This window comes from Ktedonosporobacter rubrisoli (assembly GCF_004208415.1).
Classification (GTDB): Bacteria; Chloroflexota; Ktedonobacteria; order Ktedonobacterales; family Ktedonobacteraceae; genus Ktedonosporobacter; species Ktedonosporobacter rubrisoli.
The window spans coordinates 619,492-644,577 of record NZ_CP035758.1 but is presented as its reverse complement, the minus strand read 5'-3'; the positions used below and the strand labels follow the sequence as shown (position 1 = coordinate 644,577).

Annotated in this window: 20 protein-coding genes; 11 read left to right on the top strand and 9 right to left on the bottom strand. The window is 51.3% G+C overall.

All coding sequences use genetic code 11. The features are described 5' to 3' along the window. Positions 1-10 precede the first annotated feature (10 nt). From EPA93_RS02875 to EPA93_RS02865, 3 genes are all read left to right on the top strand, one after another. Positions 11-847, top strand: a complete 837-nt coding sequence (locus EPA93_RS02875) for a helix-turn-helix transcriptional regulator (protein ID WP_129885590.1) — start codon at positions 11-13, stop codon at positions 845-847. Positions 848-958: 111 nt separating this feature from the next. Then, positions 959-1,411, top strand: coding sequence for a GNAT family N-acetyltransferase (locus EPA93_RS02870; protein WP_165422835.1), 453 nt, complete (start codon positions 959-961; stop codon positions 1,409-1,411). 310 nt (positions 1,412-1,721) lie between these two features. Further along, the gene (locus EPA93_RS02865; protein WP_129885588.1) at positions 1,722-2,564 is read left to right on the top strand and encodes an SDR family NAD(P)-dependent oxidoreductase; all 843 of its coding nucleotides are present in this window, start codon (positions 1,722-1,724) and stop codon (positions 2,562-2,564) included. Between the two features lie 21 nt (positions 2,565-2,585). On the opposite strand, the gene EPA93_RS02860 is transcribed toward EPA93_RS02865, so the two are convergent. Beyond that, positions 2,586-4,232 carry a RecQ family ATP-dependent DNA helicase gene (locus tag EPA93_RS02860; protein ID WP_207229430.1) on the bottom strand — a complete coding sequence of 549 codons (1,647 nt, stop codon included), beginning with the start codon at positions 4,230-4,232 and terminating at the stop codon, positions 2,586-2,588. 397 nt (positions 4,233-4,629) lie between these two features. Beyond that, entirely contained in the window at positions 4,630-5,592 is a 963-nt protein-coding gene (locus EPA93_RS02855; RefSeq protein ID WP_129885587.1) for a DUF1259 domain-containing protein, read from the bottom strand. 211 nt (positions 5,593-5,803) lie between these two features. Here EPA93_RS02855 and EPA93_RS02850 point away from each other — a divergent pair, with 211 nt between their 5' ends. After that, a complete protein-coding gene (locus tag EPA93_RS02850) occupies positions 5,804-6,685 on the top strand; it encodes a hypothetical protein (protein WP_129885586.1) in 882 nt (293 codons plus the stop codon). Here EPA93_RS02850 and EPA93_RS02845 read toward each other — a convergent pair. Further along, on the bottom strand, positions 6,678-7,433 hold the full coding sequence (locus tag EPA93_RS02845; RefSeq protein WP_129885585.1) for an endonuclease/exonuclease/phosphatase family protein: 756 nt from the start codon (positions 7,431-7,433) through the stop codon (positions 6,678-6,680). The two genes, EPA93_RS02850 and EPA93_RS02845, sit on opposite strands and share 8 nt — an antisense overlap. Before the next feature lie 10 nt (positions 7,434-7,443). After that, positions 7,444-8,148, bottom strand: a complete 705-nt coding sequence (locus tag EPA93_RS02840) for a DsbA family oxidoreductase (protein WP_129885584.1) — start codon at positions 8,146-8,148, stop codon at positions 7,444-7,446. Positions 8,149-8,818: 670 nt separating this feature from the next. On the opposite strand from EPA93_RS02840, the gene EPA93_RS02835 reads away from it, so the two are divergent. The 3 genes from EPA93_RS02835 to EPA93_RS02825 all read left to right on the top strand — a co-directional run bounded on the left by EPA93_RS02835 (position 8,819) and on the right by EPA93_RS02825 (position 13,957). Next, positions 8,819-9,418, top strand: a complete 600-nt coding sequence (locus EPA93_RS02835) for a hypothetical protein (RefSeq protein WP_129885583.1) — start codon at positions 8,819-8,821, stop codon at positions 9,416-9,418. A gap of 828 nt (positions 9,419-10,246) precedes the next feature. After that, positions 10,247-12,889, top strand: coding sequence for a LuxR C-terminal-related transcriptional regulator (locus EPA93_RS02830; protein WP_165422834.1), 2,643 nt, complete (start codon positions 10,247-10,249; stop codon positions 12,887-12,889). A 315-nt stretch (positions 12,890-13,204) separates the two neighbouring features. Beyond that, entirely contained in the window at positions 13,205-13,957 is a 753-nt protein-coding gene (locus EPA93_RS02825; protein ID WP_129885581.1) for a glucose 1-dehydrogenase, read from the top strand. 383 nt (positions 13,958-14,340) lie between these two features. Here EPA93_RS02825 and EPA93_RS02820 read toward each other — a convergent pair whose 3' ends face one another. Together EPA93_RS02820 and EPA93_RS02815 are read right to left on the bottom strand one after the other, a co-directional pair. Then, positions 14,341-14,829: a hypothetical protein gene (locus EPA93_RS02820; protein WP_129885580.1), complete on the bottom strand. Its 489-nt coding sequence runs from the start codon at positions 14,827-14,829 to the stop codon at positions 14,341-14,343. A 213-nt stretch (positions 14,830-15,042) separates the two neighbouring features. Then, positions 15,043-15,222 (bottom strand): hypothetical protein, encoded by a 180-nt coding sequence (locus EPA93_RS02815; RefSeq protein WP_129885579.1) that lies wholly within the window; start codon positions 15,220-15,222, stop codon positions 15,043-15,045. Between the two features lie 691 nt (positions 15,223-15,913). Here EPA93_RS02815 and EPA93_RS02810 point away from each other — a divergent pair. Together EPA93_RS02810 and EPA93_RS48185 are read left to right on the top strand one after the other, a co-directional pair. Continuing rightward, positions 15,914-17,347 (top strand): AfsR/SARP family transcriptional regulator, encoded by a 1,434-nt coding sequence (locus tag EPA93_RS02810; protein ID WP_129885578.1) that lies wholly within the window; start codon positions 15,914-15,916, stop codon positions 17,345-17,347. Positions 17,348-17,583: 236 nt separating this feature from the next. Beyond that, positions 17,584-17,724: a hypothetical protein gene (locus EPA93_RS48185; protein WP_165422833.1), complete on the top strand. Its 141-nt coding sequence runs from the start codon at positions 17,584-17,586 to the stop codon at positions 17,722-17,724. A 79-nt stretch (positions 17,725-17,803) separates the two neighbouring features. Here EPA93_RS48185 and EPA93_RS02805 read toward each other — a convergent pair whose 3' ends face one another. Next, entirely contained in the window at positions 17,804-19,420 is a 1,617-nt protein-coding gene (locus EPA93_RS02805) for an APC family permease (protein WP_129885577.1), read from the bottom strand. 360 nt (positions 19,421-19,780) lie between these two features. Here EPA93_RS02805 and EPA93_RS02800 point away from each other — a divergent pair, with 360 nt between their 5' ends. Both EPA93_RS02800 and EPA93_RS02795 read left to right on the top strand, forming a co-directional pair. Next, on the top strand, positions 19,781-21,040 hold the full coding sequence (locus tag EPA93_RS02800) for an RNA polymerase sigma factor (RefSeq protein WP_129885576.1): 1,260 nt from the start codon (positions 19,781-19,783) through the stop codon (positions 21,038-21,040). A 47-nt stretch (positions 21,041-21,087) separates the two neighbouring features. Continuing rightward, positions 21,088-22,359, top strand: a complete 1,272-nt coding sequence (locus EPA93_RS02795; RefSeq protein ID WP_129885575.1) for an MFS transporter — start codon at positions 21,088-21,090, stop codon at positions 22,357-22,359. Positions 22,360-22,522: 163 nt separating this feature from the next. On the opposite strand, the gene EPA93_RS02790 is transcribed toward EPA93_RS02795, so the two are convergent. Beyond that, positions 22,523-23,788: an amidohydrolase gene (locus tag EPA93_RS02790; RefSeq protein ID WP_207229429.1), complete on the bottom strand. Its 1,266-nt coding sequence runs from the start codon at positions 23,786-23,788 to the stop codon at positions 22,523-22,525. A 34-nt stretch (positions 23,789-23,822) separates the two neighbouring features. Further along, complete coding sequence (locus tag EPA93_RS02785) at positions 23,823-25,019, bottom strand: ISAs1 family transposase (RefSeq protein WP_129885573.1); 1,197 nt, start codon at positions 25,017-25,019, stop codon at positions 23,823-23,825. Positions 25,020-25,086 lie beyond the last annotated feature (67 nt).

Sequence of the window (25,086 nt, the reverse complement as noted above, 5' to 3'; positions counted from 1 at the left end):
AGAGAAGATAATGGATGAGAGATTGGTGCGCCGTCGCCTGGAGTTGGCCGATTTTTTAAAGACGCGCCGCGCCCGCTTAAGCCCTGAGCAGTTTGGCTTGCCTGCCTTTCCACGACGGCGCGTGCACGGGCTGAGACGGGAAGAGGTTGCGCTGCTCGTTGGCGTGGGCGTTTCCTGGTACACCTGGCTCGAACAGGGTCGAGATATCCATGTCTCCGACCAGTTTCTAGAAAGGCTAGCTCAGGTTTTGCAACTCGCTAAAGAGGAGCGCTGCCATCTCTTTGCTCTTGCGCGCGAGACAACTCAGGTGGGGGCTACGGAAGAGGAGATGCCGCCCGCAAACTCCGCATATCGGGCTGTTCTCGATGGCTTAAGTACCTATCCGGCGCAAGTACTGGATCGGCGCTTAAATGTGGTGGCCTGGAATGAAAGCGCGCGCAGAGTCTTTGGCGATTTTCCTAGCTTCTCGGAACGAGAGCGCAATACCACCTGGTTTGCTTTCATGCACCCGTCTCCACGCAAGCTACTTGTGCATTGGGAGCGTACGGCGCGGCAGAGTATGGCCTTATTGCGCGCACGTAGCGATCAACATATTGATGAGGAATGGTTCCAAAGCCTGATTGCCGACTTGCTCCGGGCCAGTCCTGAGTTCAGAGCCTGGTGGCCTGAGCATGAGGTGAGCTGGACCTGTCAGGGTCTTGGCGAACTCAAGCATCCACGCGTCGGGCATCTGACCTTGCAACCCACCTTTCTGTGCGAGCCGAGCCGTCCTGATTGGCAAATAGTTATCCATACCCCTTTTGCGCAGGACGAGACAGAGGCAAGGCTGGCGGCCTTAATGCGCTAAGGATTATCTGCGAGGCTGAGGAGAAAAAACGCTCTTCATTTGTGGATAATGTCTTTACTCTTTAATAGTATGAGCTTGCATAATGCAACGACGAAATTTCGGGAGGAAAAAATGTCGGTCTCACATGAAGAAGAGCTGCAGCGAGCGCTGGTCGGGCTGAAAATCGCGCCGGGAATTGCGATTCGAGCCTGGCAGGAAGGTGATTTCTCGGCCATTCAGCGCTTGTCTGAGGCCGAGGGCTGGCCAACGCCAGTCGCCAGGCCAGAGGAGGCTCTGGCCGGCTGGAGCAATTCCTGGCCCACGCTTGTCGCTACTGCGGATGAGGAAGTTGTTGGCTTTGTGCGTGCCTGGAGCGATGGCCATATTACAACGTATATTATGGAGCTGCTCATCGATGCGCAATGGCGTCAGCGCGGTGTTGGGAGTAGCTTGCTCGATGTGTGCCATGCCCTCTATCCTCGGGCGCGCATGGAAGTCACATCTACTGAAGGCTCTGCTAGCTTTTATCGGCGCTACGGTTTTCGGGATATTGGGCACACTCATCGCAAGAGCTTTGTTCGCTAGAGGCTTCACTTTTCTACTGTCTTTATTGCTCGATATGCTGCCTGGCGAGCAATAAAGATATCTTCATCCTATGCAGAGATAAATAGCTTGCTCAGGCGGGCAATGTCCAAAGGTACAGGGTACACAACTGATACTCTGGACAATGCTAGATATCCTCTCGCGTACTATACTCATTTTAAAGGACAACACTTCGTGAGGGCCGGTCAGACAAAATCTCTCTCACTTTTAGGTCCATATGCTAAATGCAGGCCACATAATCTGGGATAGAAATTGCCGGCTCGTTATAATGCCAGCGAGAAAGGATAACAATATGGCTATTGGAGAACAAGCAAACTTGAATCTCTCTCAACCGATGAAGGATCGGATTGCTTTAGTCACAGGAGGAAGCCGTGGCATTGGCGCGGCTACAGCTACTTTGCTGGGACGCTATGGAGCCATGGTCGCTGTTAACTATTATCGCAACGAAGCTGCAGCCCAGCAAGTCGTTGCAGCTATCAAGGAGGCGGGAGGCCAGGCTCTTGCCGTTCAGGCCGACGTTGCGAATGCAGAGCAAGTAGAGTCCATGGTGCAAACTGTCAGTAAAGCCTTTGGGCTCATAGATACATTGATCCTCAATGCGCCCGCTGCCGGTAGTCCCGCCCCTGACAGCACCACGCTTTCAGCTGGCGAATATCTGCAAGCGATCCTGGCTCCGTTCACTGGGAGTCGTTGGGAAGTTCTAGAAGCTTTTGTAACGGGACAACTGCAATCGGCCTACTATTTAAGTCAGGCTATCGTGCCAGGTATGATCAAACAACACAAAGGTAGCATCGTCTTTGTAAGCTCAACAACGGCGCGACAGCCCGTAGCCGGCGGTGGCGGCCTGACCATCTCTGTGGCTAAAGCCAGTGTCGAAAGCCTGATCAAAAATATGGCAGAGGAATTAGGTCCACATGGCATTCGGGTAAATGCTGTGAGCGCAGGTCATATCGTCACCGATCTTAACGCGGGGACGCCGCAGGAAGTAAGAGAGCAGATGGCCCAGGCAACCGCGTTGCGCAGAAATGGTAGGCCTGAGGATGTGGCCTCGCCTATTGTGTATCTGGCCTCCGACCAGGCAGCCTTTATCACTGGAGCCTACCTGACTGTAGACGGCGGCAAGCTGCTCTTGTAAGCCTGTTGAATGAGCCACCGGCTAAGTGTCTTGAACCGGCCTGAGCAGGTCTTTTTCAGCAACAATATTGCGCGAGAGCATTTTATAGCCCACCTTATCGAAGAGAACCGTGATCTTATCGTTTTCATAACGCATGATCTGCCCCTCGCCCCATTCGGGATGAGCAACTCGGCTATTGAGCGGGAATGGCTGGTACTCGTTTTGCTCGTCCCGTGCGTTGCCGTCCTGGCAATTGTCGCAGTTGCCGCAGCGTCCTTCAAATGGCTGGCCAAAATAGTTGAGCAGGTAGCCTCTGCGGCAATCAAGCGTCTCGGCATAGCCCTGGATCATCGCAACTCGTGAATGCTCAAGTTGTCGATGGTTTTCCTGCGTCTCTACCACGTCCCTGGCAACATCTCTAAGGGGTTGCCTCTGCTGCCCTGGCGCTACTTCGCCGGAGGGTAGCAGCTCTATAACCTGTTCTGCGGCCAGCCTGGTGATAATCTGGGCTATCCTGCTTTCTGCAAGCTTCAACTCCTTTTGCAGCACTTTCGGGGCTACGGGTCTGCCGTAGGCCTGGACAGCGCTCACGATCCTTTGCACCTCGTTTGAGTGAAGATGCGCGCTACTGGCTAAGAAGCGTTGTAGATCCAGATCGCGCGGATAGTAAAAGAGAATAGCGCGGGCCGGTTTGCCATCGCGTCCGGCGCGCCCAATCTCCTGATAGTAGGCATCCACAGAATCGCTGATATCGTAGTGGTAGACGAAACGCACATCGGCTTTATCCACGCCCATGCCAAAGGCTATCGTAGCTACAATAACCTCTAACTCATTTTGCATGAAAGCCTGCTGGATCTGCTCTCGTTCTTTATCCTTCAGGCCAGCATGATAGGCCTTAATCTTGATGTATTCCTTGTTCAGGGCTTTGGCCAGCTCCTCGGCGTGCTTATGGGTGGCTGTATAGATGATGCCGGGTTTCTCCGCCTTGAGAACGTGCTCGACGAGGGCGCGTTGCTTCTCTGCCTCATCCTGGAACGTTTCCACTCCCAGCCAAATGTTGGGACGATCGAGCCCTTGTACAATCGTACGTGGCTCATGCATATTGAGTCGTTGCATAATCTCTTCGCGCACCGGTAGTGCAGCGGTCGCGGTCAAGGCGAGAATGCGAGGATGGCCCAGAGCGTCGTTAACGGCACCCAGGCGCAGATAATCAGGCCGGAAGTCATGCCCCCACTCGCTGATGCAGTGGGCCTCGTCGACGACAAACAAAGCTGGCCTGGCCTTTTGTAACTGCTGAAGCGTCTCCTCATTGTCGAACTGTTCGGGAGCCAGAAAGAGGAATTCTAGCTCATGCCTGGCAAGCAGCTCAAATACAGCCTGTCGAGCAGCCTCTCCCAGAGTTGAATTGAGCCAGGCCGCCCGACCTAGATCGCGAGCCTCAATAGCCTCGACCTGATCGCGCTGCAAGGCAATAAGCGGAGAGACAACGATGGTTGGGCCCTCTATCATCTGAGAGGCCGCCTGATAAATCAGCGATTTGCCCGAACCAGTTGGCATGATCGCCAGGGTATCGTGTCCCTCAAGCAAGGCTTGGATGGCAGCTTCCTGGCCAGGGCGAAGCTGCTCGTAGCCAAACATTTCCTGGGCAAAACGACGTATGTGCTTTTTATTCGTCTGTTGTGCGCTCATCTTATACTACTCAATCTAGTGGCCTGTCAGGGTTTACGTGACGCATGAAGCAAATGGGATGGTTAAGGGAACGCTGCGCTCTAGCGGACGCGCCGCGACCTAGCGGATATGGCGGCCCTTGCTCTGAGGCTTACGGTGACACTCCATTCCCTCTTTTCCGCTGCCGTCGCAGGCGATGCATTCGTCACACGATGTCTGACAAAGCACTTGACTGCGTGCTAACAACTCATAATATGAAGCCATGGTAAGTAATGGGCTTATAAAGCTATCACGTTTGCCAGGGGTGGAGAGTCTCGGGTCGAGCCGGGTCGAGATCCCAGACGAGCTTCATCTCTCGCCTCGATCAGAAGGATGATCGATGAGGGAGGGATGAAGCTGTGGATGGGAGAGAGTGGAGCTATTTAAGAGCGCTGTTGGTGTGCTGTAAAGCCGCATGAGTAGCTTGCGCCAGGCTGAGCGGTGAGCCTGTCCCAAAGGCATGTAAGTAATAGAAGGTGGGCTGGATGAACAGTTCGTGATTATGCACAGCCGTCACTTTCAGATTATGGTTGCGTAAGCTGCGGCTGACTGCATCGACTTCCTGAGGAAGGAGAATAAATTCGGCAGCCTCTGCCGCCTGATTATTATCGATGGCCTGGAAGTTGAATGTGGACTGGACCTGCATAGCTGGCTGGAGTACAAAGCCCAGCTCTCTTATCGTTTCCTTCCTATTAACGCTTACTGAGAGCACACTGTCTGAAATCATGCCTGTGCCGCCAATGATCTGCTCGATCTGCTTGTTGGGCAAGCCTGTCTGAGTAGCGACGCTAGCCGCGAATGGTTGCCCGCTCTGAGAGAGGGCCTTATGCAGGGCGTGAGCCAGGTCAAGCGGGTCACCGATAGCCGTGCCGTGCAGATATTTGATATGTGGGTCCATTTCAAGGAAATGGTTGTGCAGTGCATTGATGGCCGTAGTTGCCGGCTGTAAATCTTGCTTGAGCAGCTCATCAAGAACTGAATTGACTTCCCCGTCAAGGAGGACAAACTCGTACTTGACAATCGCTCTATTATCGAGCGGCTGAAAAGTGATCTCTGTATCGATAGCGAGATCAGGCTTAATGGAAATGCCAAAGATGGTAGCATGAATATCGCTACGAGCCAGTTCGATCAGCAGTACACCCCCTGGCTCAAGCGTCCCTTTCGTCTGAAAAATATCTTCGATCTCCTTGACAGGAAGGCTACTCTCTGCCTGTGGGTCTGCCGCCGCATGAGCATGAAGGGCAGGCAAAGAGATGGCTCCGGCGCTAAAAGCTGCCAGCGAGCCAGCGGCCCCGGCTAGCAGAGCCTGCCGCCTTGTGATAAATTTTTTGCGATCTTGCATATGTATGTGCTAAACCTTTCTCTTATACTAATAAGGGTGAGTCAGCTCAAAGCTGCTATTGAAGCCTGTTTCGTGTTTCTCTCCCTCTTCTTTTAAGATACTCTCTTATTGAAAATCTTCGCGAAATTGATCATGAATTCATTGACAGAGCGGTCATTTTGCTCTTTAATTTAAAGAAGTGTTTATGAAGAAGAGAAGGAGCTATGTAAGTATGCAGGATCTGAATTCGCAGGCCATTCCGAATGTACCCCAGCGTGCTACCATCAACGCATTGGCTTTGCGACTCTGGCAGAGGTCCGATGTGCTTGCCCTCTGGCTGGGCGGTAGTCTGGCGTGCGGAACTGGAGACAAGTACAGCGATATAGATTTTCGGGTGGCTGTGAGCCCAGAACAGTTTGCAGCTTGGAAAACACCTGATTTTGCAAGCTTCTTTGCCCATGCGCCAGTGCTTGGGCAGCAATGCATGGTATTTGGCAATGCAGCTCTGCTTCATCATCTGGTGCTGGCGAATGGTGAGATTGTCGATTTCTTTGTGCAGAGTGCAGAGCATGCGCTAACTGCAGAAGTGCGCTTGATTCTTGGCTGTCGTGATGCGGCCCTGGCCAGCCGGCTGGCGGATATGAGGTCGGAGGAGCGGTCAGAAGAGCTCCCGGTAAGCCAGGAGACGCTACAACAATTGCTGATAAGCTTCTGGATTAGCACGCATAAGCATCGCAAAGTGCTCTATCGTGGTCTTGATCTGCTAGCTCTGCAAGGAATCCAGGGTGAGCGCGCGATCTTGCTGCGCCTCATGTATATAGCGGCAAAGGGTCGAGATTATGGCGATATGCATAGACAGACCATTCACTCATTGACGGATATCATCAGAACTGTGCAGACGCTCGATACTGAGCAAGCGCAAGCTCTGCTGGGAGCTCCTATGCGGGATCGGCAAGAAGTATATCAGGTGATAGAGCAGCAGCGGGCTACCGTTTCTCGCGTGGGCCGTCAACTGACCCAGACCTACGGAGTATCCTATCCGACAGCCCTGGAAGCGGTTGTGCTCAAGGACTGGCAGGACTTTAAGCACGAGCAGGGCGCGCATCTTATCTGAATTCGGCCCAGATAGGAAAATGATCGGAAGCCGTGCAGGTTTCCACCCCGGTCACAATATCGCAGGCAGCGAGGCGCCGGGCCAGAGAGGACGTTGCAAAGATATAATCGATGCGCAACGCCGGGTGCATTGTGTGAGTAGTGTAGCCTGGGGCAATGTGATGTTGGCTACGATAGCAATCGGTATAGCCGGCCTGTAGGAGCAGGGGCGTAACCTGGCGTGGGAATTGGGGGTCGGGCGAGCTCTCGCCGCGCTCACGAAGAGTGGCCAGATATTCGGGAAGATCTATAGGGTCCTCCGGAGAAACAGTATTTAAATCGCCCATCAGCAGATGGGGGCGACCTCCCAACTGTTGCATAAGGGCCAGAATAACTTGTATTTCGATACTGCGTTTCTGCTCAGATTTCTTCGTCTGGCCAGCTTTAAGATGGGTTGCAAAAATTGTGAGCGGAGCCCCTTCCCAATGGATAGTAATTTCCAGTAGCGTTTTAGCGAGATCCGGCAAGCGATGATTAGCGTAATGAATGATAGGTCGCTCGCTTAGTAAGGCCACATTAGCTTTTCCATTGGCTTCGCCGAAGACCAGTTGCATCTTCAATTGGCTGGCCAGAGCTTCAGCGTGAGGACGGCTATTGGCCTCTATCAGAGCAACAACGTTGGGCCGTTGCTGTCGAATAATGTGGGCAAGATGTGGCAGGCGGTCTTCTCCACCGTTCAGAATATTATAGCTGAGGACACGTAACGGCATACAGGGCTCCTTATTGATTTCTCGGTGCGCGTATGGCTTCTTGAAACATCTGCCGCAAAAGATCCAGGCAAAGTTCGCCTTTGCAAGGCGCCGGCTTTACGGCAAGCACGCGATAGTGCTGCTTCTCGTCGATTTCGATCTCTGGCAAGCTTAGATTGCTATATTGCTTGCCGGAAGCTAGAACAAAGGTTGGGCTTCCGGCTACATGCAAATGTTCCCAACCATCCTTTGTCTCCTGAAGAACCTGGTATCTGGCTGCTCCATGGTCAAAATCTTCTGAGAAACGGGCCATATCGACGCCAGTTTCTTCGGCTAGCTCAAATAAAACGTGGCGTAGAGAAATACAACGGCTCTCGGCAAAGAAAGCTTTGCGAATTGCCCAGTCCAACTCATCGGCTAAGACCAGGCTCTGGCGCTCAGCACATTTAACCGCTTCAAATGCTGGCCACATGGTTACTGGCCATTCACTCTCAGAGCGATACCAGGGTTGATAAGGAATATCTGGCTCCTCCAGCATCAACAGCGGAATCTCACTTGCGAGCAGGCGTCGGGGAGTAGGTTCTTTGTTGATATATTCGAGCGAGAGGCTTTTGTGTTCGATACAGATGCTATTAGGATACTCGCTACTGCGTAGCTTGCGTACGCGGTAAGCGCTGATATAGGCGTAGGGGCAAAAGAGATCCGCGTACATAGCAATACGGGCTGCTTCAGCCATAGAGAAAAGTCTCCTTTATCTATACTGCAATTTGTCTGGCTTTCTATCCCTGACACGCATACGATAGCACCCATTAATTAACATGGGTACCGAGTCTGTTTCGTAACATCTTTCGGCCGTTGCGCTTACGTTATGCGAGCTACAAACATGAAAACTTACTACACAAGTATACATTATTAAAATCTCGTATAGGGGGTTAGGTGACAATGAATCTCCTATATATTGTTCAATGTATCTCGCTGTGAAATTGCATCACCTTCAGCCTAATACATTGATCGTGTGAACAGTCGAACTATACTGTGCACGAGAAGCGCGGGTAAACCACCCTATCAAAGGGGAAGATCACTTCCAAAATTTCCCTCACCTGAGTGATGCTTCTCTGATGGTTTCTCTGTTATGCTCTCTTGTAAGAAAAATTTGTCCTTTTAAAGAATTTTCTTGCTATTGACACCAGGCGAGCTAAATTATTCATAGCTTAATTCTGATGATGTAGTAACTAATCTACAAAATGTTCTATAGATCTAAAAAAGCAAAGGAGATGAACCTCTGGCGAGAATAGTGCAGCGGTTCAACATACCGTCATATGTATCCATTTCAGACTTTTCTTTGGAAGCGTTCTCTTCTCATTTTCAGTATTCTCGGTTTGAGCCTATTAACAGCGTGCAGTTCGATGACGAATACAGATGGGTCGGCACTGCAAGCCAGTAGCCAGGCAACATCGACAACTGCTTCAGAGACGGTCCTTGCAAATCCTTCAGCGACGATCGTGCCTGCAACTTCTACAACGGAGACAACATCAACCAATCTGATCTCCAAGTACATGGAACACAATCTGCTTCTCAATGGAGATGCCGAAGCCGGACCGGGAGCAACGAGGCCAGAGGAGGTGATCAAAAGCATTCCCGGCTGGACAACTACTGGCACGTTTACTCCTGTCAAGTATGATGCGATCAGCGGTACACTCCAGAGCAGTGATCCAGGGCCAGAGAACCGAGGAGAGAATTTTTTTGCAGGAGGGATTGCAGACAATCCCAATGCCGTCGCGAGTGCCATACAAACTATAGATCTCACCGAAGTTACCCCCCTTGTAGATAAAGGGCACGTGACCTATACCCTGCTCGCTTACCTGGGTGGCTTTGGTAATTTTAGTAATGCTGCAGATGTACAGGCATTGTTTCTGGATACCAACGGACAAGAAATAGCTACGGCTCAAGTTGGACCAGTCCTCAATCAGGACCGCACGATAGGATCGGTAACACATCAGACATAACTTCTCAAGCGCACCACTTCCGGAAGCATCCCGCAAGGCACACGCAAGGTGAAGATCATTCTCACGATTAAGCCCTATTCACAGAACCCTGATGAAAATGGCCCCTATAACGACGGGTATGCAGACAACCTCTCCCTGGTGCTCCACGCGTAGATCAGGTGGACCCACCGCCTGGTGGGTCCGCGGACAAGAAAGCAATATGCCCGGCTCAGACTTTTCGACGATGGAAAAATTGCTAAGTAAACTAGTATGCTCATTTGCCAACATCCCCATACACTAATGACTGTTGTGCCATACATTGCAGTTTTCTCTCTATGTCTTCTTTCCCCTTACTTTGCCTTTGCTGATGGTCGAAAAGACTATGTATATTTACTTCAGTTCTAATGCCCGCTATTTTGGTACGCGACAAGGCGAGATGTATTGTTGAGTATTGTCAAGAGAAATACATAGTAAGGAAAACTTCCTCTTCAGACCAACCGCATTAATTTATCTGAGGGTTTATGGACGGTCTGGTTTCTGCTGGTGATTCCGCTGGCAATTATGTTTACCTGGCGCTTACAGTTGCAAGGCTGAAAATAGCTTGTTCTCATGGGAGGCACATACCTCACGAAGGCCGCATCCATTTATAATATATATGGGGCGGCGAAGTTGCGTTGTTCTACTCAAAGTGAAATGGGTCATTTTCCATTCCTATGAAAGATGCTATAGTGATAGATGTAAGCAGTCAACGATCACATCTTCAGGAGTTTCTCCTACGAGGGCATGTGCTGCTCGCAGGTCTAAGACCGCATGAGACAAAGAATAAACAAGACCAGGACAGAGAGAGGCTTGCTATCCTCGAAAGAGGTAGCGCATTTTAGCGAGCAGGAGAGAGAACTGGCTCCTCTCTCTCTGCCGCAACAGGAAGTCAAAGGAGAGCTCTTGCCAGTACCTCTGACTCCACTCATTGGGCGTACACAGGAAATTGATGCTGTGGTCGCCCTTTTACAACAACCTGGCCTGCGCCTTCTCACCCTAACAGGACAAGGAGGAGTGGGTAAAACGCGCCTTGCCCTGCAAGTAGCCATGCGCCTCCAACAGGATTTTACTGATGGCGTTTATTTTCTCCCTCTCGCCAGCATCCGTAACCCATCCCTAGTTCTCCCAACCATCGCGCACAGCTTCAAGCTGGGCAATATGAGTAAAGAGCCTCTCCTCGAACAACTTAAAGCCTTCTTACAATACAAGCAGCTGCTGCTGGTACTTGATAACTTTGAGCAGTTGCTGCCAGTTGCGCCTTTGCTCTCTGAACTGCTGGTTGCCTCTCCCCAGATAAAAGCGCTCGTTACCAGCCGTGTACAGTTGCGACTGAGCGGTGAACACCTCGTCGTCTTGCCTCCACTCCCACTTCCCAACCTTGAGCAGTTGCCACCTTACGAGCAACTCCTTCAATACCCCTCAATAGAACTTCTCGTCAAAGAGGTGCAGCGAGTGAAACCAAACTTCATGCTCACAGAAAAGAACTCCCTGGCCCTGGCAGAGATAAGCGTCCGTGTTGGAGGAATTCCTTTGGCACTGGAACTGGCAGCCTCCCGGCTACAAATCCTCTCTCCTGAAGCGCTTTCCTTGCGGCTAAATCGTTCTCTCCAGATCCTCACACAGGCAAATGCAGATCTTCCAGAACGGCAGCAGACGATCAAGTGGAGCTACGATTTGCTCAGTGCAGAAGAGCAGCAACTCTTCCAATATATTGCTGTCTTTGCTGGCAGTTGCTCGCTGGATGCTATTGAGGAGATTGGTAGTGTAATGGGATACAGTGCCGAGCAGGTACTTGATGGAGTCACCTCGCTGCTCGATATGCATTTATTACAGCGCCAGGAGCAGGAGAACGGGGCGACACAGCTCATTATGCTCGATCTGTTGCGGGAGTATGGGCTAGAGATGTTGGAGCTGAGCGGCAACCTCCAGAAGATCCGGCTCGCGCATGCAACCTGTTTTCTCTCTCTTGTGGAAGAAGAGGAGGTCCCGTGGCTGACTCCGCCTCAGCCTCGCTGGCTAGAATTGGTTGCAGAGGCTTACAACAACATAAGAGCTGCACTTGTATGGTTGCTGGAGCAGGCTGGCAGAGAGGGAGAAGCGAAACGATACAGCGAGATGGCCTTGCGTCTATGTAATGCGTTACATAGCTTCTGGTATATTCGCGGCTATATCAGCGAAGGGAGACAGTTCATCGGACAAGCGCTCCAGGGAGGAGCAAAGGTAGATGCATCCTTGCGCCTCAAAACTCTTGTGGTAGGGGCATATCTGGCCCTGCTTCAGGACGATTATGAGCAGACGGTCATGTTCTCTCAAGAAAGTCTGAGCCTGTGCCGTACAGAAGATACCTCCATCCCCAAAGCTGCCGCGCTCTACTGCTGGGGCAAGATAGAAATTACCCGCAATCATCTCGTTCAGGCAAGCCAATTGATGGAGCAAGTGCTTACCTTGACGAGAAACTGCAATTACAAAATAGCTATCGCCTCATCTCTTTATGAATCAGGTCTTCTTCATTCGCTCAAGGGAGAATACCCGGAAGCAATCGGGCAGCTTGAAGAGAGCTTGATGCTTTGCCGAGAGCTCGGAAATGCTTTTGCCACTGCTAGCATCCTCATCCGCCTGGCAGAGACGCTCTTTGCAGTTCAGGGGGATTCCGCAAGAATCCAGACGCTCCTTGAAGAAGGCCTTGCGCTTTCGGACGCCTTAGAGAATCCCACCTTCATAAGCAATTGCTATGCTCTCATGGGACAAACTGTCCTGGGCCAGGGTGATGTGGCTCTCGCCAGTACATACCTTGAGAAGAGCCTGACAATGGTGCAGGCGAGTGGAGATCAGCGAACCATAGCAGTGCTCCATTCTCTGTTGGCAAAGGTAGCCATCGACGAGAAAAATTACGCCCATGCTCAGGCACTCTACCAGGAAAGTCTAGCCTACTTCCAAGAGATTGAGGACTGTGCACAGATCGCATCTTCCTTGGAAGGCCTGGCTCGTATTCTAGTAGCACAAAGGAAAGAGAGAGAGGCCACACAACTCTTGGGTGAAGCGGATACCTTACGCGAGCACTTTGGCATCCCCCTGCCACCCCGCGAGCATGCTAGCTACACACAACAGCTCATTCTTGTGCGAAACACTCTTGGTGAAGAGAGCTTTGTCGCAGCCTGGAAAGAGGGGCAGAATCGTGGAAGAGCATTGGCACAAAAAGCCGCTCCTTCTCTCAACGTGCTATCCTTGGTTACGCCTGCTACACGTATCCGGGCTTATCCAGATGGCCTGACTCCACGCGAAGTCGAGGTGCTGCATTGTCTAGCTCAAGGACTGACAAGGCCTCAGATTGCCCGCAAATTGACCATTACCCTTTTTACCGTACAATCCCACGTCCGCTCTATTTACAGCAAAACTGGGATCTCTACACGCAGTGGGATTACCCGCTATGCCCTTGAGCATAATCTTCTCTGACCACCTCGTTTTCTGCCCTGAGCGGCTTCACAGAACTCTTTGTCAAGAGGATTAGTCCTCATTCTCTCTGCGACTGTTTTAAACATCTTGTCCCAAAGCTTCACATTTTGATGCCTCTGAGAAAGAAGAGGCATCTCTCCCTCACCTGGTGAAACAAAAGGAATTTCTGGTGTGGCCAGAACACCCCTCATCTGAGTGATGTTTCCTAATCGTTGATCTGCTATGCTCGCAGAGCAGGAGGGCAGGGCTACCATTTTCCCAGAGCTGGCGACCTCCTGTTTTGGGAAGCATGCACAAGAAGAATGGAAAAGCGTTATGTTAGCTTCTATGGCCGGAAAAGTTGCCCTTGTTGTTGGGGGAAGTTCAGGTATTGGGCAAGCAACGGCCCTCGCATTTGCTCGTCACGGTGCACAAGTAGTAATAGCCAGCCGCCGTATTGCAAAGATGACTGAGACGATCAGGCAAATCCAGGAGATAAGAGGAGAGGCTATTTTCGTCCCAACTGATGTAACTAAGGCGTCAGACATAGCTGCGCTGGTGGACAAAACTGTCAAAGAATACGGGCGATTGGATTATGCATTCAATAATGCCGAGGTTGGAACGTCAAGCGCTTCTTTAGTAGATCTGTCCGAAGAAGAGTGGGACTACACGGTAGCTGTGAACCTCAAAGGAATATGGCTCAGCCTCAAATATCAAATCCCTGCAATGCTCGCCACCGGTGGTGGCGCGATTGTGAACATGGCATCTGTGGGAGGCATTATTGGAGCATCAGGACTTGCCGTTTATAGTGCCACAAAGGCAGGTGTCATAGGTTTAAGTCGGGTGGCAGCTTTGGAGTATGCAAAGGCCAATATTCGAATTAATGCCATAAGTCCAAGCGGGATCACCACAGAGACATTTCTGAAGCTTCCTGCAGATGTACGTGCCCACATTGAGGCTGCCAATCCTATCGGGCGTCTGGGTATACCACGGGAAATCGCCGATGCTGTGGTCTGGCTCTGCTCAGATGAGGCCTCTTTCATGCTTGGGCAGAATTTGATCATTGATGGAGGGGCAACCGCCCAGTAAGGAAGCATAAGAAGCGACTCTCGGACTGATACTGCTCCGGCTGCCTGCTCGCGTGGTTTGAGCGCTTGTCTGCGATCAGCATCACATTCGATGAGTGTACCTATCTTACAGCGTTCTTTGCCATGCGAATCGAGCACCACAGGCTTGACGCTAGATCTTGTCGCACCACAAAGCGTGAAGAAGTGCGCTTTCTCAACTATTGCGCAGAAACATTTCAGAGGTGAGACAATGCCTTATGGGACCCCATCTTTACCCATGTTCCACATGCACAGCGTATCGACTCGGCTCAAGCCTTCTCGGGGATATTGCCCAGCAAGTCATTGAGCACATTGAATGGTGCAGGGGAGAGGGGTTTCTTCATGCTGACGGAAGCCATCTCTCTACTATGGCCACTGCATATCCCGGCTTCTCTGTACATGTATGCGCTGCTGGATGGCCATGCCTATGAGCACAAGCAGGGCTATCAAGCAAAACGCTGAAACGCTGACTCCTATCCTTAACAGCAGATCATGAGTGAATATAACCAGCAGTATACTCAACACCAGGCCACCTATCAGGCTCCAGAGCAATATTATCTCCGGTTTGGTTCTGCGCTCTAAGGTTTCTGCAGCATCATTTCTGAGAGTGGGAAAGCGTTGCGCATACCTCTGAGCACTCATTCCTAACATAATAAAAACCGCTACCAGAAGGCCGATAGCTAAACCTCCGCCCAAATTAGGGATAGGAGTATGGAAGAGCGCTGTTAGTGCTGCCCCCAGTACCGAACCCCCTATCAGCCCCCAAAGTAGTACTTTCTCCTGGGTCTTTTTGTAGCGTTGTGTTTCCACCATATCATTGAACTGCTCTGGCTTATTGAAAGGATTTTGCTGCATATCATGCTCCGCTCTTGTTTAAGGTTTTTCTGCAACCGTATCTACTCATTGTCATCTAAATCGAGGCCCATTCAGTACCTCTTGTAGAGAAGAGAGAGTTTTCTCTCCACGAACATACTCTACTGTGTACATGTTTACATCGTATTTACACTTTTGCGGCGACCTGACAAGCTTTTAGAAAGATTACTACTCTAACGTGCAAGCAGATCCCCGCTAGAGCGTTGCTGGAAAAATCGATAGGGCATAGAATGAGGAGCGATCGTGCCTCGATACAGGAAGCACGGCGACCAGGGCAGGTTGCGTCACGAGCAAGGAAAGATCCGCATCCAGGTGATAGGGATCTCGAATTTGCTGTGGGCTGAGCGCCGTTGGTGTCACTGCCGTTCGAGGCATTTGCCATGACTCTATTGTTCCCTGGAATTGTAAAGGCATTCCAGCATGAAGATTGCTCCTCTGATTTGCTGGGAAAAAACGAGGGCCAGCAAATCAGCATGTTCCTCGCATGAAGCCTTCCAAAACTTCTTTTCGGGAAGAAGCATAAAGAAACTTTGTTTACAACTTGTAAATTAATGCATTACACTCAGTTTTCATTGTGATGCTATTTGGGTATCTTGACGATATATCACCTTTGTGTTACTATATCTCTTGATTTTATGTTATGAGTATTTTAACGGCTGATACCCAAAAATCGCAGCCGTTACTATTTAGTTACCTTTCTATTAGATCAATTTTTCTTCTTCAATGACTGGTAGGCCCCTGACCGAGGGCTTGCTGGTGGCTGGCTAGAGTAGCTAGTCCGAGCTTGTGCCAAAAGCATTTCTCTATTATGCAGTGGTATTTTTGCTGCACTCACAGGAAATATTGCATGCGCATTTTCTTTGCCACAAATACCCGGCTATTATGCGGTTGTTTGATGACGGTGAGCAGCACGAGTGCTTACAAAAGATTATCATGCATACGCTTGTCGTATAGAGACCCAGATCCTCAGCCTTATTTCCCCTGTTATATTCACTTGCCCTGGCAGATAGGTCAAGGAATATGCATAGCTTTGTAGCATTTTGCGCTTGTAGAAAGGAGAGCAGGCATGCGACAAAATATATCGCTCCTGAAACAAATATCTCGTCCTGTCCTTCCCTCTGCTACCGTTTTACGTCAAGAGCTACTGAATGTGCTTAATGATGTAGTTTATGCTTCATCTTGCTATAAGCTGCTTTTGGTGTGTGCTCCTGAGGGTTATGGAAAGACCACCCTGCTGGCTGATTTTATGCAGCGTAGCGGCTTTCCATGTTGTTGGTATTTTCTTGATCAGGCCGATACTAACAAAAGCAAATTCATCTCGTTATTTATCGCCAGCCTACGTGCTACGCTTGCGCATCTTCCTTTGTTGGTCCAGAGCCTGGATTCACTCGTTGCTCAGCTTTGCACATCAAGAGATTTTCCTTCATGCAATCCCTCTCTCATAGATGATCCCGAGGGTATAATAGAGCTTCTTGTCGGTATCATGGAAACGCATATCGAAGAACGCTTCGCGATAGCTTTATGTAACTATCATGAAGTGAATACGACATCCTTTATTAAGCAGTTTGTTGAGCGTCTACTTCAGCATCTTCCTGCTCAGTGCCTGCTTATCATTGAAAGTCGTTCCTCCCCTGATCTAAACCTTGCCCCTCTGCTTGCCCGGCGCGAGGTCTTTGGTCTTGGGAGTAGTGCCTTACGCTTTTCACCGCAAGAGATTGAGCAACTTGCGCACCTGCAAGGGCTTCCCACATTACGCATCCAGGCATTTGGAGAGCCGACAGTTTTTTTGCAGGATCAACCGATCAAACGCTGGCGGGTCTCGCATGCCATGAGCCTATGCTTTTTTTTGTTAGATCATACATACCCGGTTCATAAAGAACAGATCTGTGCGGAACTGTGGCCTGAGAAGGATGTCTCCTCGGGCCAGGCATTGCGCACAAGCATCTATTATCTGCGTAAAATTCTTGGCGAGGCAGCCGTCATTTCGCGCTCTGGTTTCTATGAATTGGATTTGCATAACCTATATGGAGACAAATTCTGGTACGATGTGGATAATTTCAAGAAAGCCTATAAGCGTGCCAAAGAGGCCCTTAGATCCGAGGATGACAAAACGGCCTATAAGCATCTAATAGAGGCGAGCAAGCTCTATCGCGGCGATTATTTACAATCGTTTTACGATAACTGGTGCATTGAGCGTCGTCATGAGTTGCGCCTGGCATATATCGATACCCGCCATCAATTGGCCTTAATTTCCTGGCGGCGGAAAGAGATCGAGGAGTGTGCCAGGCATTGGCAGCATTTGCTCGCCCTTGATCCGTGTTTGGAGGAAGGGCATTATGGTCTTATGCGCTGTTATCTGCGCCAGGGCAAGCGAGGCTTAGCTTTGCGTCAGTATCAGCGGTGTGCCGCGACCCTGCAGGAAGAAATGGAGATTTTGCCAGGCCCGGAGCTCCAATCCCTTTACAAGCGCTTAACCGAGCAGTCAAGGTTAGGAACGTGAAGATCTCTGCTAGCCAGCATGCAACATTTGAAGCATAATAACGTTTATTTGCTCTACTCTGCGCTCAAAGGCTAAACTGATGGCCGCCAAAGTCTATCCGGGCTAAATCTATCTCTGAAGGAAAATATATTCCGCCTCCTGAGCCTACCACTGAGAGCATTGTTCTGCCAGGAAGGGATGCTCTCAGCATGGAGACTCATTAGGGGGATGCACCGACAAAGCTGGTGCTTGCTCGCATGGCGACGACTGGCGAGGTGCTCCCGATCCGTGTACGGCAAATGCTTGTCTCCGTGAGCAGCAAAATCTATCCAGCGGTCTCGGCATTTTTGCCAGTCGATGAGGCGGCGCGTGCCGTGTATGCCTCGTTGGTTGATTGACAGAAGATCCTCCGGCTTAAAAGCGGCTCCGATGGAACTGGCGCGACCCTCAAGCCGGCCAGTTCCATTCTCTGTACAGCTACTCTTTTCCCCGAATAATTTGGCCAAGCTGTTCATAGCGCTGAGGGGCTCGACGGGCAAGATAGCGCGCATAGATGAGTCCACACACTACCCAGAAGACTACAAAAAGTGGCAACATATTGAGCGGGAATGGCGTTGGGGCAAATCCTAGCTCCGTCGCCAACTGACTAAGAAAAGGCAGTGCCGGCAGCAGAAAGGAGCTGAGCGGAAGGAGCAGAAAGAAGGTACTCAGGACAGGAACGACAAGGTGCCAGAGTAGGTGGAATTCTCCTCGTTTGTGTGCAAAGAAGGGAACAGCCAGATTGGTAAGGATATAGACGAGAATCAGGCACATAGTGACGATGGAGGCTACCCACTGATAACTCACCACGCCGCTGGTCTGGGTAAAGTTCTTTCCATCAGCTAGACCCAGAGCATAGATGGTAGTTCCCTGCGCATCGGTATGTTGCATGACGCAGGCCAGGAAGGCAATGATCATGACCGAGAAAACACTTTGGGTCAGAGAGGCGATATGGGGACTCTGCGTCTTGGGATGCGTGCGGCCAAAGACGCGAGGGAGCAGACCGTCACGGCCCATCGCATACAAATAATGGGTCATCGCATTATGCATGGCAAAACAACTCGCATAATTGCTGGTGAGGACAAGTCCCATTACGACAAGACGAAACCAACCTCCCACATAGCGATTGGCCAGGATATAGTACTGCTCGGGGGCTATTGCAACATTGGCCAGGGTATCGCCAGCATGTTGCCAGCCAAGCCCAATCGTCGCCGCATACGAGGTCCAGAGATAGAGCAGCGTCAAGAAGAGGAGGAGGGAGAAGAGCGCAAGGGGAAGCGTTCGTCGCGGCTTCTTCACCTCTTCTCCATGAACCGCCACAGTTTCAAATCCGACAAAGGCGAGAATACCGAGGGCCATGCCAAGACCAATTCCCAGCAGGCCCCCAGGAGCAACGCCTTTGAGGGCCGTCCCAGCAGGCGTGAAGGTATGGAGGAGATCATGGCCCGAAGCACCTCCTTTGAGGGTAATAGCCCCATCGAGGAGGAGCAAAGCTGCAATTTCGGCAAGAGCAAAGGGAGCCATGATGCGCACACTCCATGTGACATTAAATGCAAAGAGGCAGACAATAGCGATTCCTATCACGGCATAGCTTACCCAGCCCCCTGGCAGATGAAAGCCAAAGGAGGTTGTCATAGTGATCTCCATGGCTCCGCCAACCGCAGCCTGGAGCGCAGCCTCGAAGAGCGCATAAGCTCCAAGTAGAAGCCATCCCGTCTGAAAGGCGGCTCCTTGACCGAGACCGTGCCGGACCCAGGTATAGAAGCCAGCTGCCGAGGACAGTCGCCGCGCAAAATACCAGACTGATATGCCAAGAAAGAGAATGCCTATGGCCGAGAGCAGGAAAACCAGGGGCACAGCCGCTCCTGCCGTGGAGGCAATCACTGGCACGTTGTAGAACATACTGGCCATGGGAGCAATGGCGGCGATGCAGGCAAAGAACACGGCGATCTGTCCAAAGCTGTTGTGGCGCAAGGCATTGGCCGGTACCTGTTCCCTTTCGAGGCCGTTTTGGTCGATGGGGCTAGCTTGAGTGCGTTCATCAGATGTTTCCATACTTATACTATCTCCTCATGCTTCTGAAAAATAAAATATACAATTCAGTATTTACTCTCATCTGTAGAGATAACATGCATATTATACATGTACCAAGCCAGAAAATGGTATCATCCCGCTTCCCATCGTGGATTTTATGAATCTCGTCTCCTAATCCTGTCGAATTTATAAGACCTGCAAACAAACTAAAAATTTGTGTCAGATTTTCCGTGTGAAGGGCGACATATAAGTGATGGACAAATTGGACTTCAAGTTCCATCTCCTGATTGGTGGGCAGAGCAACGCTTTGCCCATCATTACTTTGAGAATACTGGCAAGTCTAAAAGCGTTTACTGTATACTCGTAGGGAAGGATAGATGAATGCTGCAAGATAAGGGAACCGCTTCAAGCTACGCAGCCATTGAGCCAGCTGTGACTATGTTTGAACATGAGCGCGCCTGGTTAGTGGGACTGTGCGTAAAGCTCACTGGCCATGCTGAGGCTGCCGAGGACCTGGCCCAGGAGACGCTAATAGAAGCCTGGCGTAATCTCGCTAAGTTTTATGCGCACGGCGAGGAATTTGGCACAGCCAATTGTCGCAGATGGCTGGCAGCTATCGCGCGTAACGTGTGCAAGCGTTGGATGCGTCGCTATTACCGTGAAAGCGAGCATCTTGTGCACGAGGAGCAGGGGGCTGATGATGTTGCGCTGGAAGAGCTGGCTACCGACGAGGATGAGATCGAGATTGAGCTAGAGCACAGGGATCTGGCCCGCTTTCTTGAGCGGGCTATGGCCTTACTTCCCGAGGCAAAGCGCAGCTTATTGATCGAGTTCTATACTTATAGAACTTCGCACCGCGAGTTGGCCGAACGCCTTGGTTTGAGCGTGCAAACCGTTGAGCAGCGCCTCCATCGGAGCAAGCAGGCTTTGCGACGGATTATCACGACTCAACTGTGTGAGGAGGCTACTGCCTTTGGCCTGTGCAAACCCGAGTGCAGCTTGCAGCAGCAGGAAACGCGTATCTGGTGCCCGTTATGCGGCCGTGGCCAGCTCACGCGCTATTATGATCCCGAGGAGCAACGTATCGGTTTTACCTGTCCTCAATGCTGGCAGATTGCGTCAGTGGAGCAGCCCGAGTTATGGGACGGGTTGCGTAGCTCTAAATCTATTCTCGGGCGTCAGCTTGCTTATCTTGGCACTTATTACTGGTCGGCTATAGAGAGTGGGCAGGGGCCGTGCTTACGTTGCGGGCAGCTAACGCAGGCGCGTGTCTATCGGTTACCAGATCTTCCTGTAGAATATGAGGATCTGTTACGAAATATTCCTGCGGAGCTCAGATCCCATCCGCAAGATAGGCCGGCGGAATATCTCTCCTATATCTCACAGAGTGGTGTGTATATCTTCTGTCCGCATTGCCAATATCGAGAGCTCAATGGCCTGCCTCATCTCACACTTGATACCCCCGAAGCCTGCCAGTTCTGGCGTAAGCACCCGCGTATGCACTTATTGCCTTTACGCGAGATTGAGCATGCGGGCCAGCCAGCATTTGTGAGCAGCTTCCAGAGCCTGAGCGCTAACGCACAGCTCGATATCATTTATCAACAGAGCACGCTCAAAATACTTGCTGTGAAAGGTGCATAGCTCTCGACCCTCTTTTTCTATCCACCCCGAGGAAAGGAAGTATCTCTATGCTGGCACTTTTGCGGCAGCGCAACTTTGGTTTGCTCTGGTTTGGCGGCTTGCTCTCACTCATCGGTGACTGGCTATTGATGATCGGCTTGCCTGTCTACGTCTACACCTTAACGGGCTCGGCCCTCTCTACGAGCATGATGCTCATCACCGGCTTTGTGCCAAATCTACTGCTTGGTTCTTTTGCCGGCGTGCTGGTGGACCGCTGGGATCGGCGCAAGACGATGATTATTAGTAATGCGCTCCTGGCCGTTACACTCTTGCCCTTGCTGGCAGTACATAGCCAGGCGGAGCTCTGGATACTCTACATTGTCCAGTTCTGTAGCGGCGTCTTCTCTCAATTTGTCTATCCGGCCGAACAGGCACTCATCCCGTTGCTTGCCGGTGAAGAGCAGCTTGTCGCGGCCAACTCGCTGAGGTCTATCAGCCAGAACTTCTCCCGCCTCTTCGGTTCGGCCCTGGGAGGTTTATTAATCGTGAGCCTGGGCCTGAATGGTGTTGTTTTGCTCGATGCTCTATCCTTCCTATCTGTCTGCGTTATGCTGGCCCTGATGCGCCTGCCAGCCCACTTGCAGCCGAGAGAAGACCTGGCAGGCGTGGCAGTTGTCGAGCAGAAATTGCTTGGCGCCTGGGTAGAAGGGCTAAGGCTGATTTTGCGTCTGCGCCCATTAATTATCATTTTTGCGATGCGCGCTCTGCAATGTATCGGTGAGGGAGTCTTTGGCGTGCTGCTGGTTGTTTTTGTGGAGAAGGTGTTGCACTATGGAGCTGCGGTTTATGGCTCGTTAGGTTCAATGCAGGGAATTGGTAGCTTGCTTGGCGGTTTGTTTATTGGCTGGATTGGGAAACGTGTTCCATCCGCCCGTCTGCTTGGCGTCTGTGCCTTCCTGTTTGGCCTTATTGACTTGCTTATCATTAACGTGCCTCTCTTTGTGCCAAATCTGTTCCTTTTGTGGGCGCTTTTTATCGTAGTTGGTATTCCGAGCCTTGGCATGATCGTTGGCATGTCCTCAATGCTGCAAGAACTTGTGGATGATAGCTTGCGCGGTCGCATCTTTGGGGCATTTCAGTCTGTAGAGGCTTTGATGGTGTTGATCGGGATGGGACTCGCGGGAGCCTTTGGCGATAGGCTGGGAGCTCCACTAATGCTCAATATCCAGGGAAGCGTCTATGCCCTCTCTGGCCTGTTCGTCTTGCTTACCCTGGCCGGTACGACTTCTATGCTGCAGAAAACAGCTACCGAAAAACCTTTGCTACAAGAGGGCGATTAAATTGTATGGATGGCTCTCAACTAGACTTGAGCTCGACACAGCCAACATTGCCTCTATTGACTATGCTGCCCTTTTCATTCAGATAGGCCATATTCTGGCTTATGGGGACCGTCAGGAGGGATGAATGCCGGCAAGTCGAAAGAACTGCCGGCCCACGAACGAGTTAAGTGTTTAGCGTACCTGCAATAAGGCGACCGCGATGCAGGACGGTCAACCGCTTGGCACGACGGGCAATGGCTTCTGCCGAACAGGAAGCATCCAGCAAGACAAGATCTGCACTATCGCCTACCTGGGGCCAGACCTGCTCTCCCGCGTCGTTGAGCGGAGTTTTCCCGCCGGTAATCAAGCCCAGCGAGCGCGAGAGTGAGGCCTCATCACCCCAACCTTCCAGTTGGGCCAGGCGATTGAGACGCTCAAGGATATCGCCGTTGCCAAAGGATGACCAGCTATCGTAGACATTATCACAGCCCAGGGCGACAGGTACGTTTTGCGCTCTGAGTCGGGGCAGCGGCGGCCTTACCCGATAGGGAACGCTGGAGACAATGGCGATCTGCAATTCGGCGAGGCGTAGAGCTAGATTCTCAAGTTCACCTCTATCCAGATCGGCCAGGGCAAAGGCATGGCTGATAGCGACCCGTCCCTGCCATCCGGCCTCTGCGGTCAGATCGGCCAGATGCTGGATAGTAGCCAGACCTGCCGGTCCTTGATCATGGAGATGGAGATCAATACCAGCCTTAAACTCAACAGCGATTTCCATCATTTCGCCAAGCGAGCGCTCTATGTCGTTATCTACAGTAGCAGGATCAACCCCACCAACTAACGTGGCTCCCTGGCGCATGGCCTCCCTGACCAGCTTTTGTGAGCGCGTGCGCAATAAGCCGTGCTGGGGGAAGGCGACAATCTCATAAGACAGTTTTTCATGATAGGCTTGCAGCACGCCTTGCACGGCCTCTAGATGACTTAGCCCATAAGCCGGGGCGATATCGATATGCGTACGTACATGTGTTGAGCCTGCAGCTAGAATCACGTCAAGAAATTTGCTGGCGCGCTCTTCCGTTGGCAATGGATGTTGTTTGAGCAGCTCCACTTCTAGGGCGACGCGCTCAAGAATGCTGCCGACCGGCCTGGTTGGCCGCCAGCCACCTCCGAGAAAGGTTTTATCCAGATGGACATGTTTCTCGATGAAGGCAGGCAAAGCCAAGGCCTGCTGTGCGGAACGCAATTCTAGCCCGTCCTGTGGCGTCTCCTGACCGGCGGCAAGAATTGCCTCAATCTGGCCATCAGCAATCTTAAGATGAAATAGGGCCGTTTGGGTTCTCTCCCAGCCGTCCTCGCTAACCCGACCTGTTTCTAACCGTACATCAGTTAACCAGTAAGCGCTCACAAGATAGCCTCCCTTGTCTCGGTAGTGATAGTAACTACTATACAAAGCATTGCACCTCAATGGCAAGCCGCAGGGCTTTTTAATTTTCCCCCAAGGCCTTGAGCAAGAGCTGAAGAGCTTGGAGTGGATGAGCATCGAAGCAGCGCATCTGTTGCCTGACATTGGTGACACCGCAAAAATCGAAGAGAGCCAGCAGAAAGGAGTGAAGAACGGCCAATGTGTGAGGAGCACATCCTTTGCGGATCTGGCACGCATCCTCTTGCAAGGTGACATCGCGACGCCAATGGAGCCGATTCTCAATGCGCCAGTGGTCGCGGATCAACTGAAGCAGGCGCAAGGGGGTTGCCTGTTGAGGTGTCAGGCTCGTGATGCCATAGACATATTCTTGGGTACAGCGCAAAGGATATTCGACTCGCCGACGGAGACAAAAGACCTGTCCAACTTCGTGCCAATCGCGGGCCAGGAAATCATTGAGTTCCGTGGAGGCTTGAATGAACCGGCACGTGAGCCGCCCGTGCCCTTTGTCAGTCTGCACCTGAGTTCGCCAATCCAGACAATCAAGGGGAGGTTCGCCAAAGAAGAGACGGAGATCCTCGGCAAGCGTGGGTTGGTTTTGCTTCACGAAGAACAGATACTCTCCACCAGAAGCGATGATCTGCTGACAGATCGATTTTTGGGTGTAAAGAGCATCCGCGCTAAGAATACGTCCTTGCAGGAAGAGCGGCGTGAGAAAGGCTGAAACGTGGGTCAGTTCTCCTTCTTTTTCAGCAACGATGTGTTCTTTGATCACAATGCCGGTCTGGGCCTCATAACAGGCGACATGATGCATTTTCTGTTGATCTTTCGCCAGATGGTGTTGGGTTCCCCGAAGAGTCTTGCCGTCGAGGATGATATGCTCTTGTTCTCTCGCAACCCGCTTTTGCGCACGTACACGGATCAGGAGATCCATGAGCTTCTGATTTACCTGAGCTGGGTCGACAGCCCGCAAGACATTGCTATAGGTGGCGACACAGGGAAAGGTGGCGCGGGTATCTGGCAGGACGTCTTGCAACCAGGCACTCCGATAGCGCACCCAGTCGGAAACTGCTTGTAATGTCGTTTCTCCTGCCATTTTCGCGAGGATAATCAGCGTCAACACGAGCGCCAAACTGTAGCGCTTTCCTTTGTTTTTGCGTCGATCTTCGAGCTGTTGCATCGCTTGATACACTGAGAGGGCTTCGCTCTCTTTGTTCCAACCTGCCAATTCACTTGCTTGGGCCATCATGGTATAGTTCATTTGGGATGAGACCTCGTTTCGTGACGTTTTGATGTACTATCACTTTACCAGGTTCTCATCCTTTTTT

Bases quoted from the DNA above. Each gene is read 5' to 3' on its own strand.
- EPA93_RS02875 (WP_129885590.1), top strand. From the start codon at position 11: ATGGATGAGAGATTGGTGCGCCGTCGCCTGGAGTTGGCCGATTTTTTA.
- EPA93_RS02870 (WP_165422835.1), top strand. From the start codon at position 959: ATGTCGGTCTCACATGAAGAAGAGCTGCAGCGAGCGCTGGTCGGGCTG.
- EPA93_RS02865 (WP_129885588.1), top strand. From the start codon at position 1,722: ATGGCTATTGGAGAACAAGCAAACTTGAATCTCTCTCAACCGATGAAG.
- EPA93_RS02860 (WP_207229430.1), bottom strand. From the start codon at position 4,232: ATGAGCGCACAACAGACGAATAAAAAGCACATACGTCGTTTTGCCCAG.
- EPA93_RS02855 (WP_129885587.1), bottom strand. From the start codon at position 5,592: ATGCAAGATCGCAAAAAATTTATCACAAGGCGGCAGGCTCTGCTAGCC.
- EPA93_RS02850 (WP_129885586.1), top strand. From the start codon at position 5,804: ATGCAGGATCTGAATTCGCAGGCCATTCCGAATGTACCCCAGCGTGCT.
- EPA93_RS02845 (WP_129885585.1), bottom strand. From the start codon at position 7,433: ATGCCGTTACGTGTCCTCAGCTATAATATTCTGAACGGTGGAGAAGAC.
- EPA93_RS02840 (WP_129885584.1), bottom strand. From the start codon at position 8,148: ATGGCTGAAGCAGCCCGTATTGCTATGTACGCGGATCTCTTTTGCCCC.
- EPA93_RS02835 (WP_129885583.1), top strand. From the start codon at position 8,819: ATGACGAATACAGATGGGTCGGCACTGCAAGCCAGTAGCCAGGCAACA.
- EPA93_RS02825 (WP_129885581.1), top strand. From the start codon at position 13,205: ATGTTAGCTTCTATGGCCGGAAAAGTTGCCCTTGTTGTTGGGGGAAGT.
- EPA93_RS02820 (WP_129885580.1), bottom strand. From the start codon at position 14,829: ATGCAGCAAAATCCTTTCAATAAGCCAGAGCAGTTCAATGATATGGTG.
- EPA93_RS02815 (WP_129885579.1), bottom strand. From the start codon at position 15,222: ATGCCTCGAACGGCAGTGACACCAACGGCGCTCAGCCCACAGCAAATT.
- EPA93_RS02810 (WP_129885578.1), top strand. From the start codon at position 15,914: ATGCGACAAAATATATCGCTCCTGAAACAAATATCTCGTCCTGTCCTT.
- EPA93_RS48185 (WP_165422833.1), top strand. From the start codon at position 17,584: ATGGCGACGACTGGCGAGGTGCTCCCGATCCGTGTACGGCAAATGCTT.
- EPA93_RS02805 (WP_129885577.1), bottom strand. From the start codon at position 19,420: ATGGAAACATCTGATGAACGCACTCAAGCTAGCCCCATCGACCAAAAC.
- EPA93_RS02800 (WP_129885576.1), top strand. From the start codon at position 19,781: ATGCTGCAAGATAAGGGAACCGCTTCAAGCTACGCAGCCATTGAGCCA.
- EPA93_RS02795 (WP_129885575.1), top strand. From the start codon at position 21,088: ATGCTGGCACTTTTGCGGCAGCGCAACTTTGGTTTGCTCTGGTTTGGC.
- EPA93_RS02785 (WP_129885573.1), bottom strand. From the start codon at position 25,019: ATGAACTATACCATGATGGCCCAAGCAAGTGAATTGGCAGGTTGGAAC.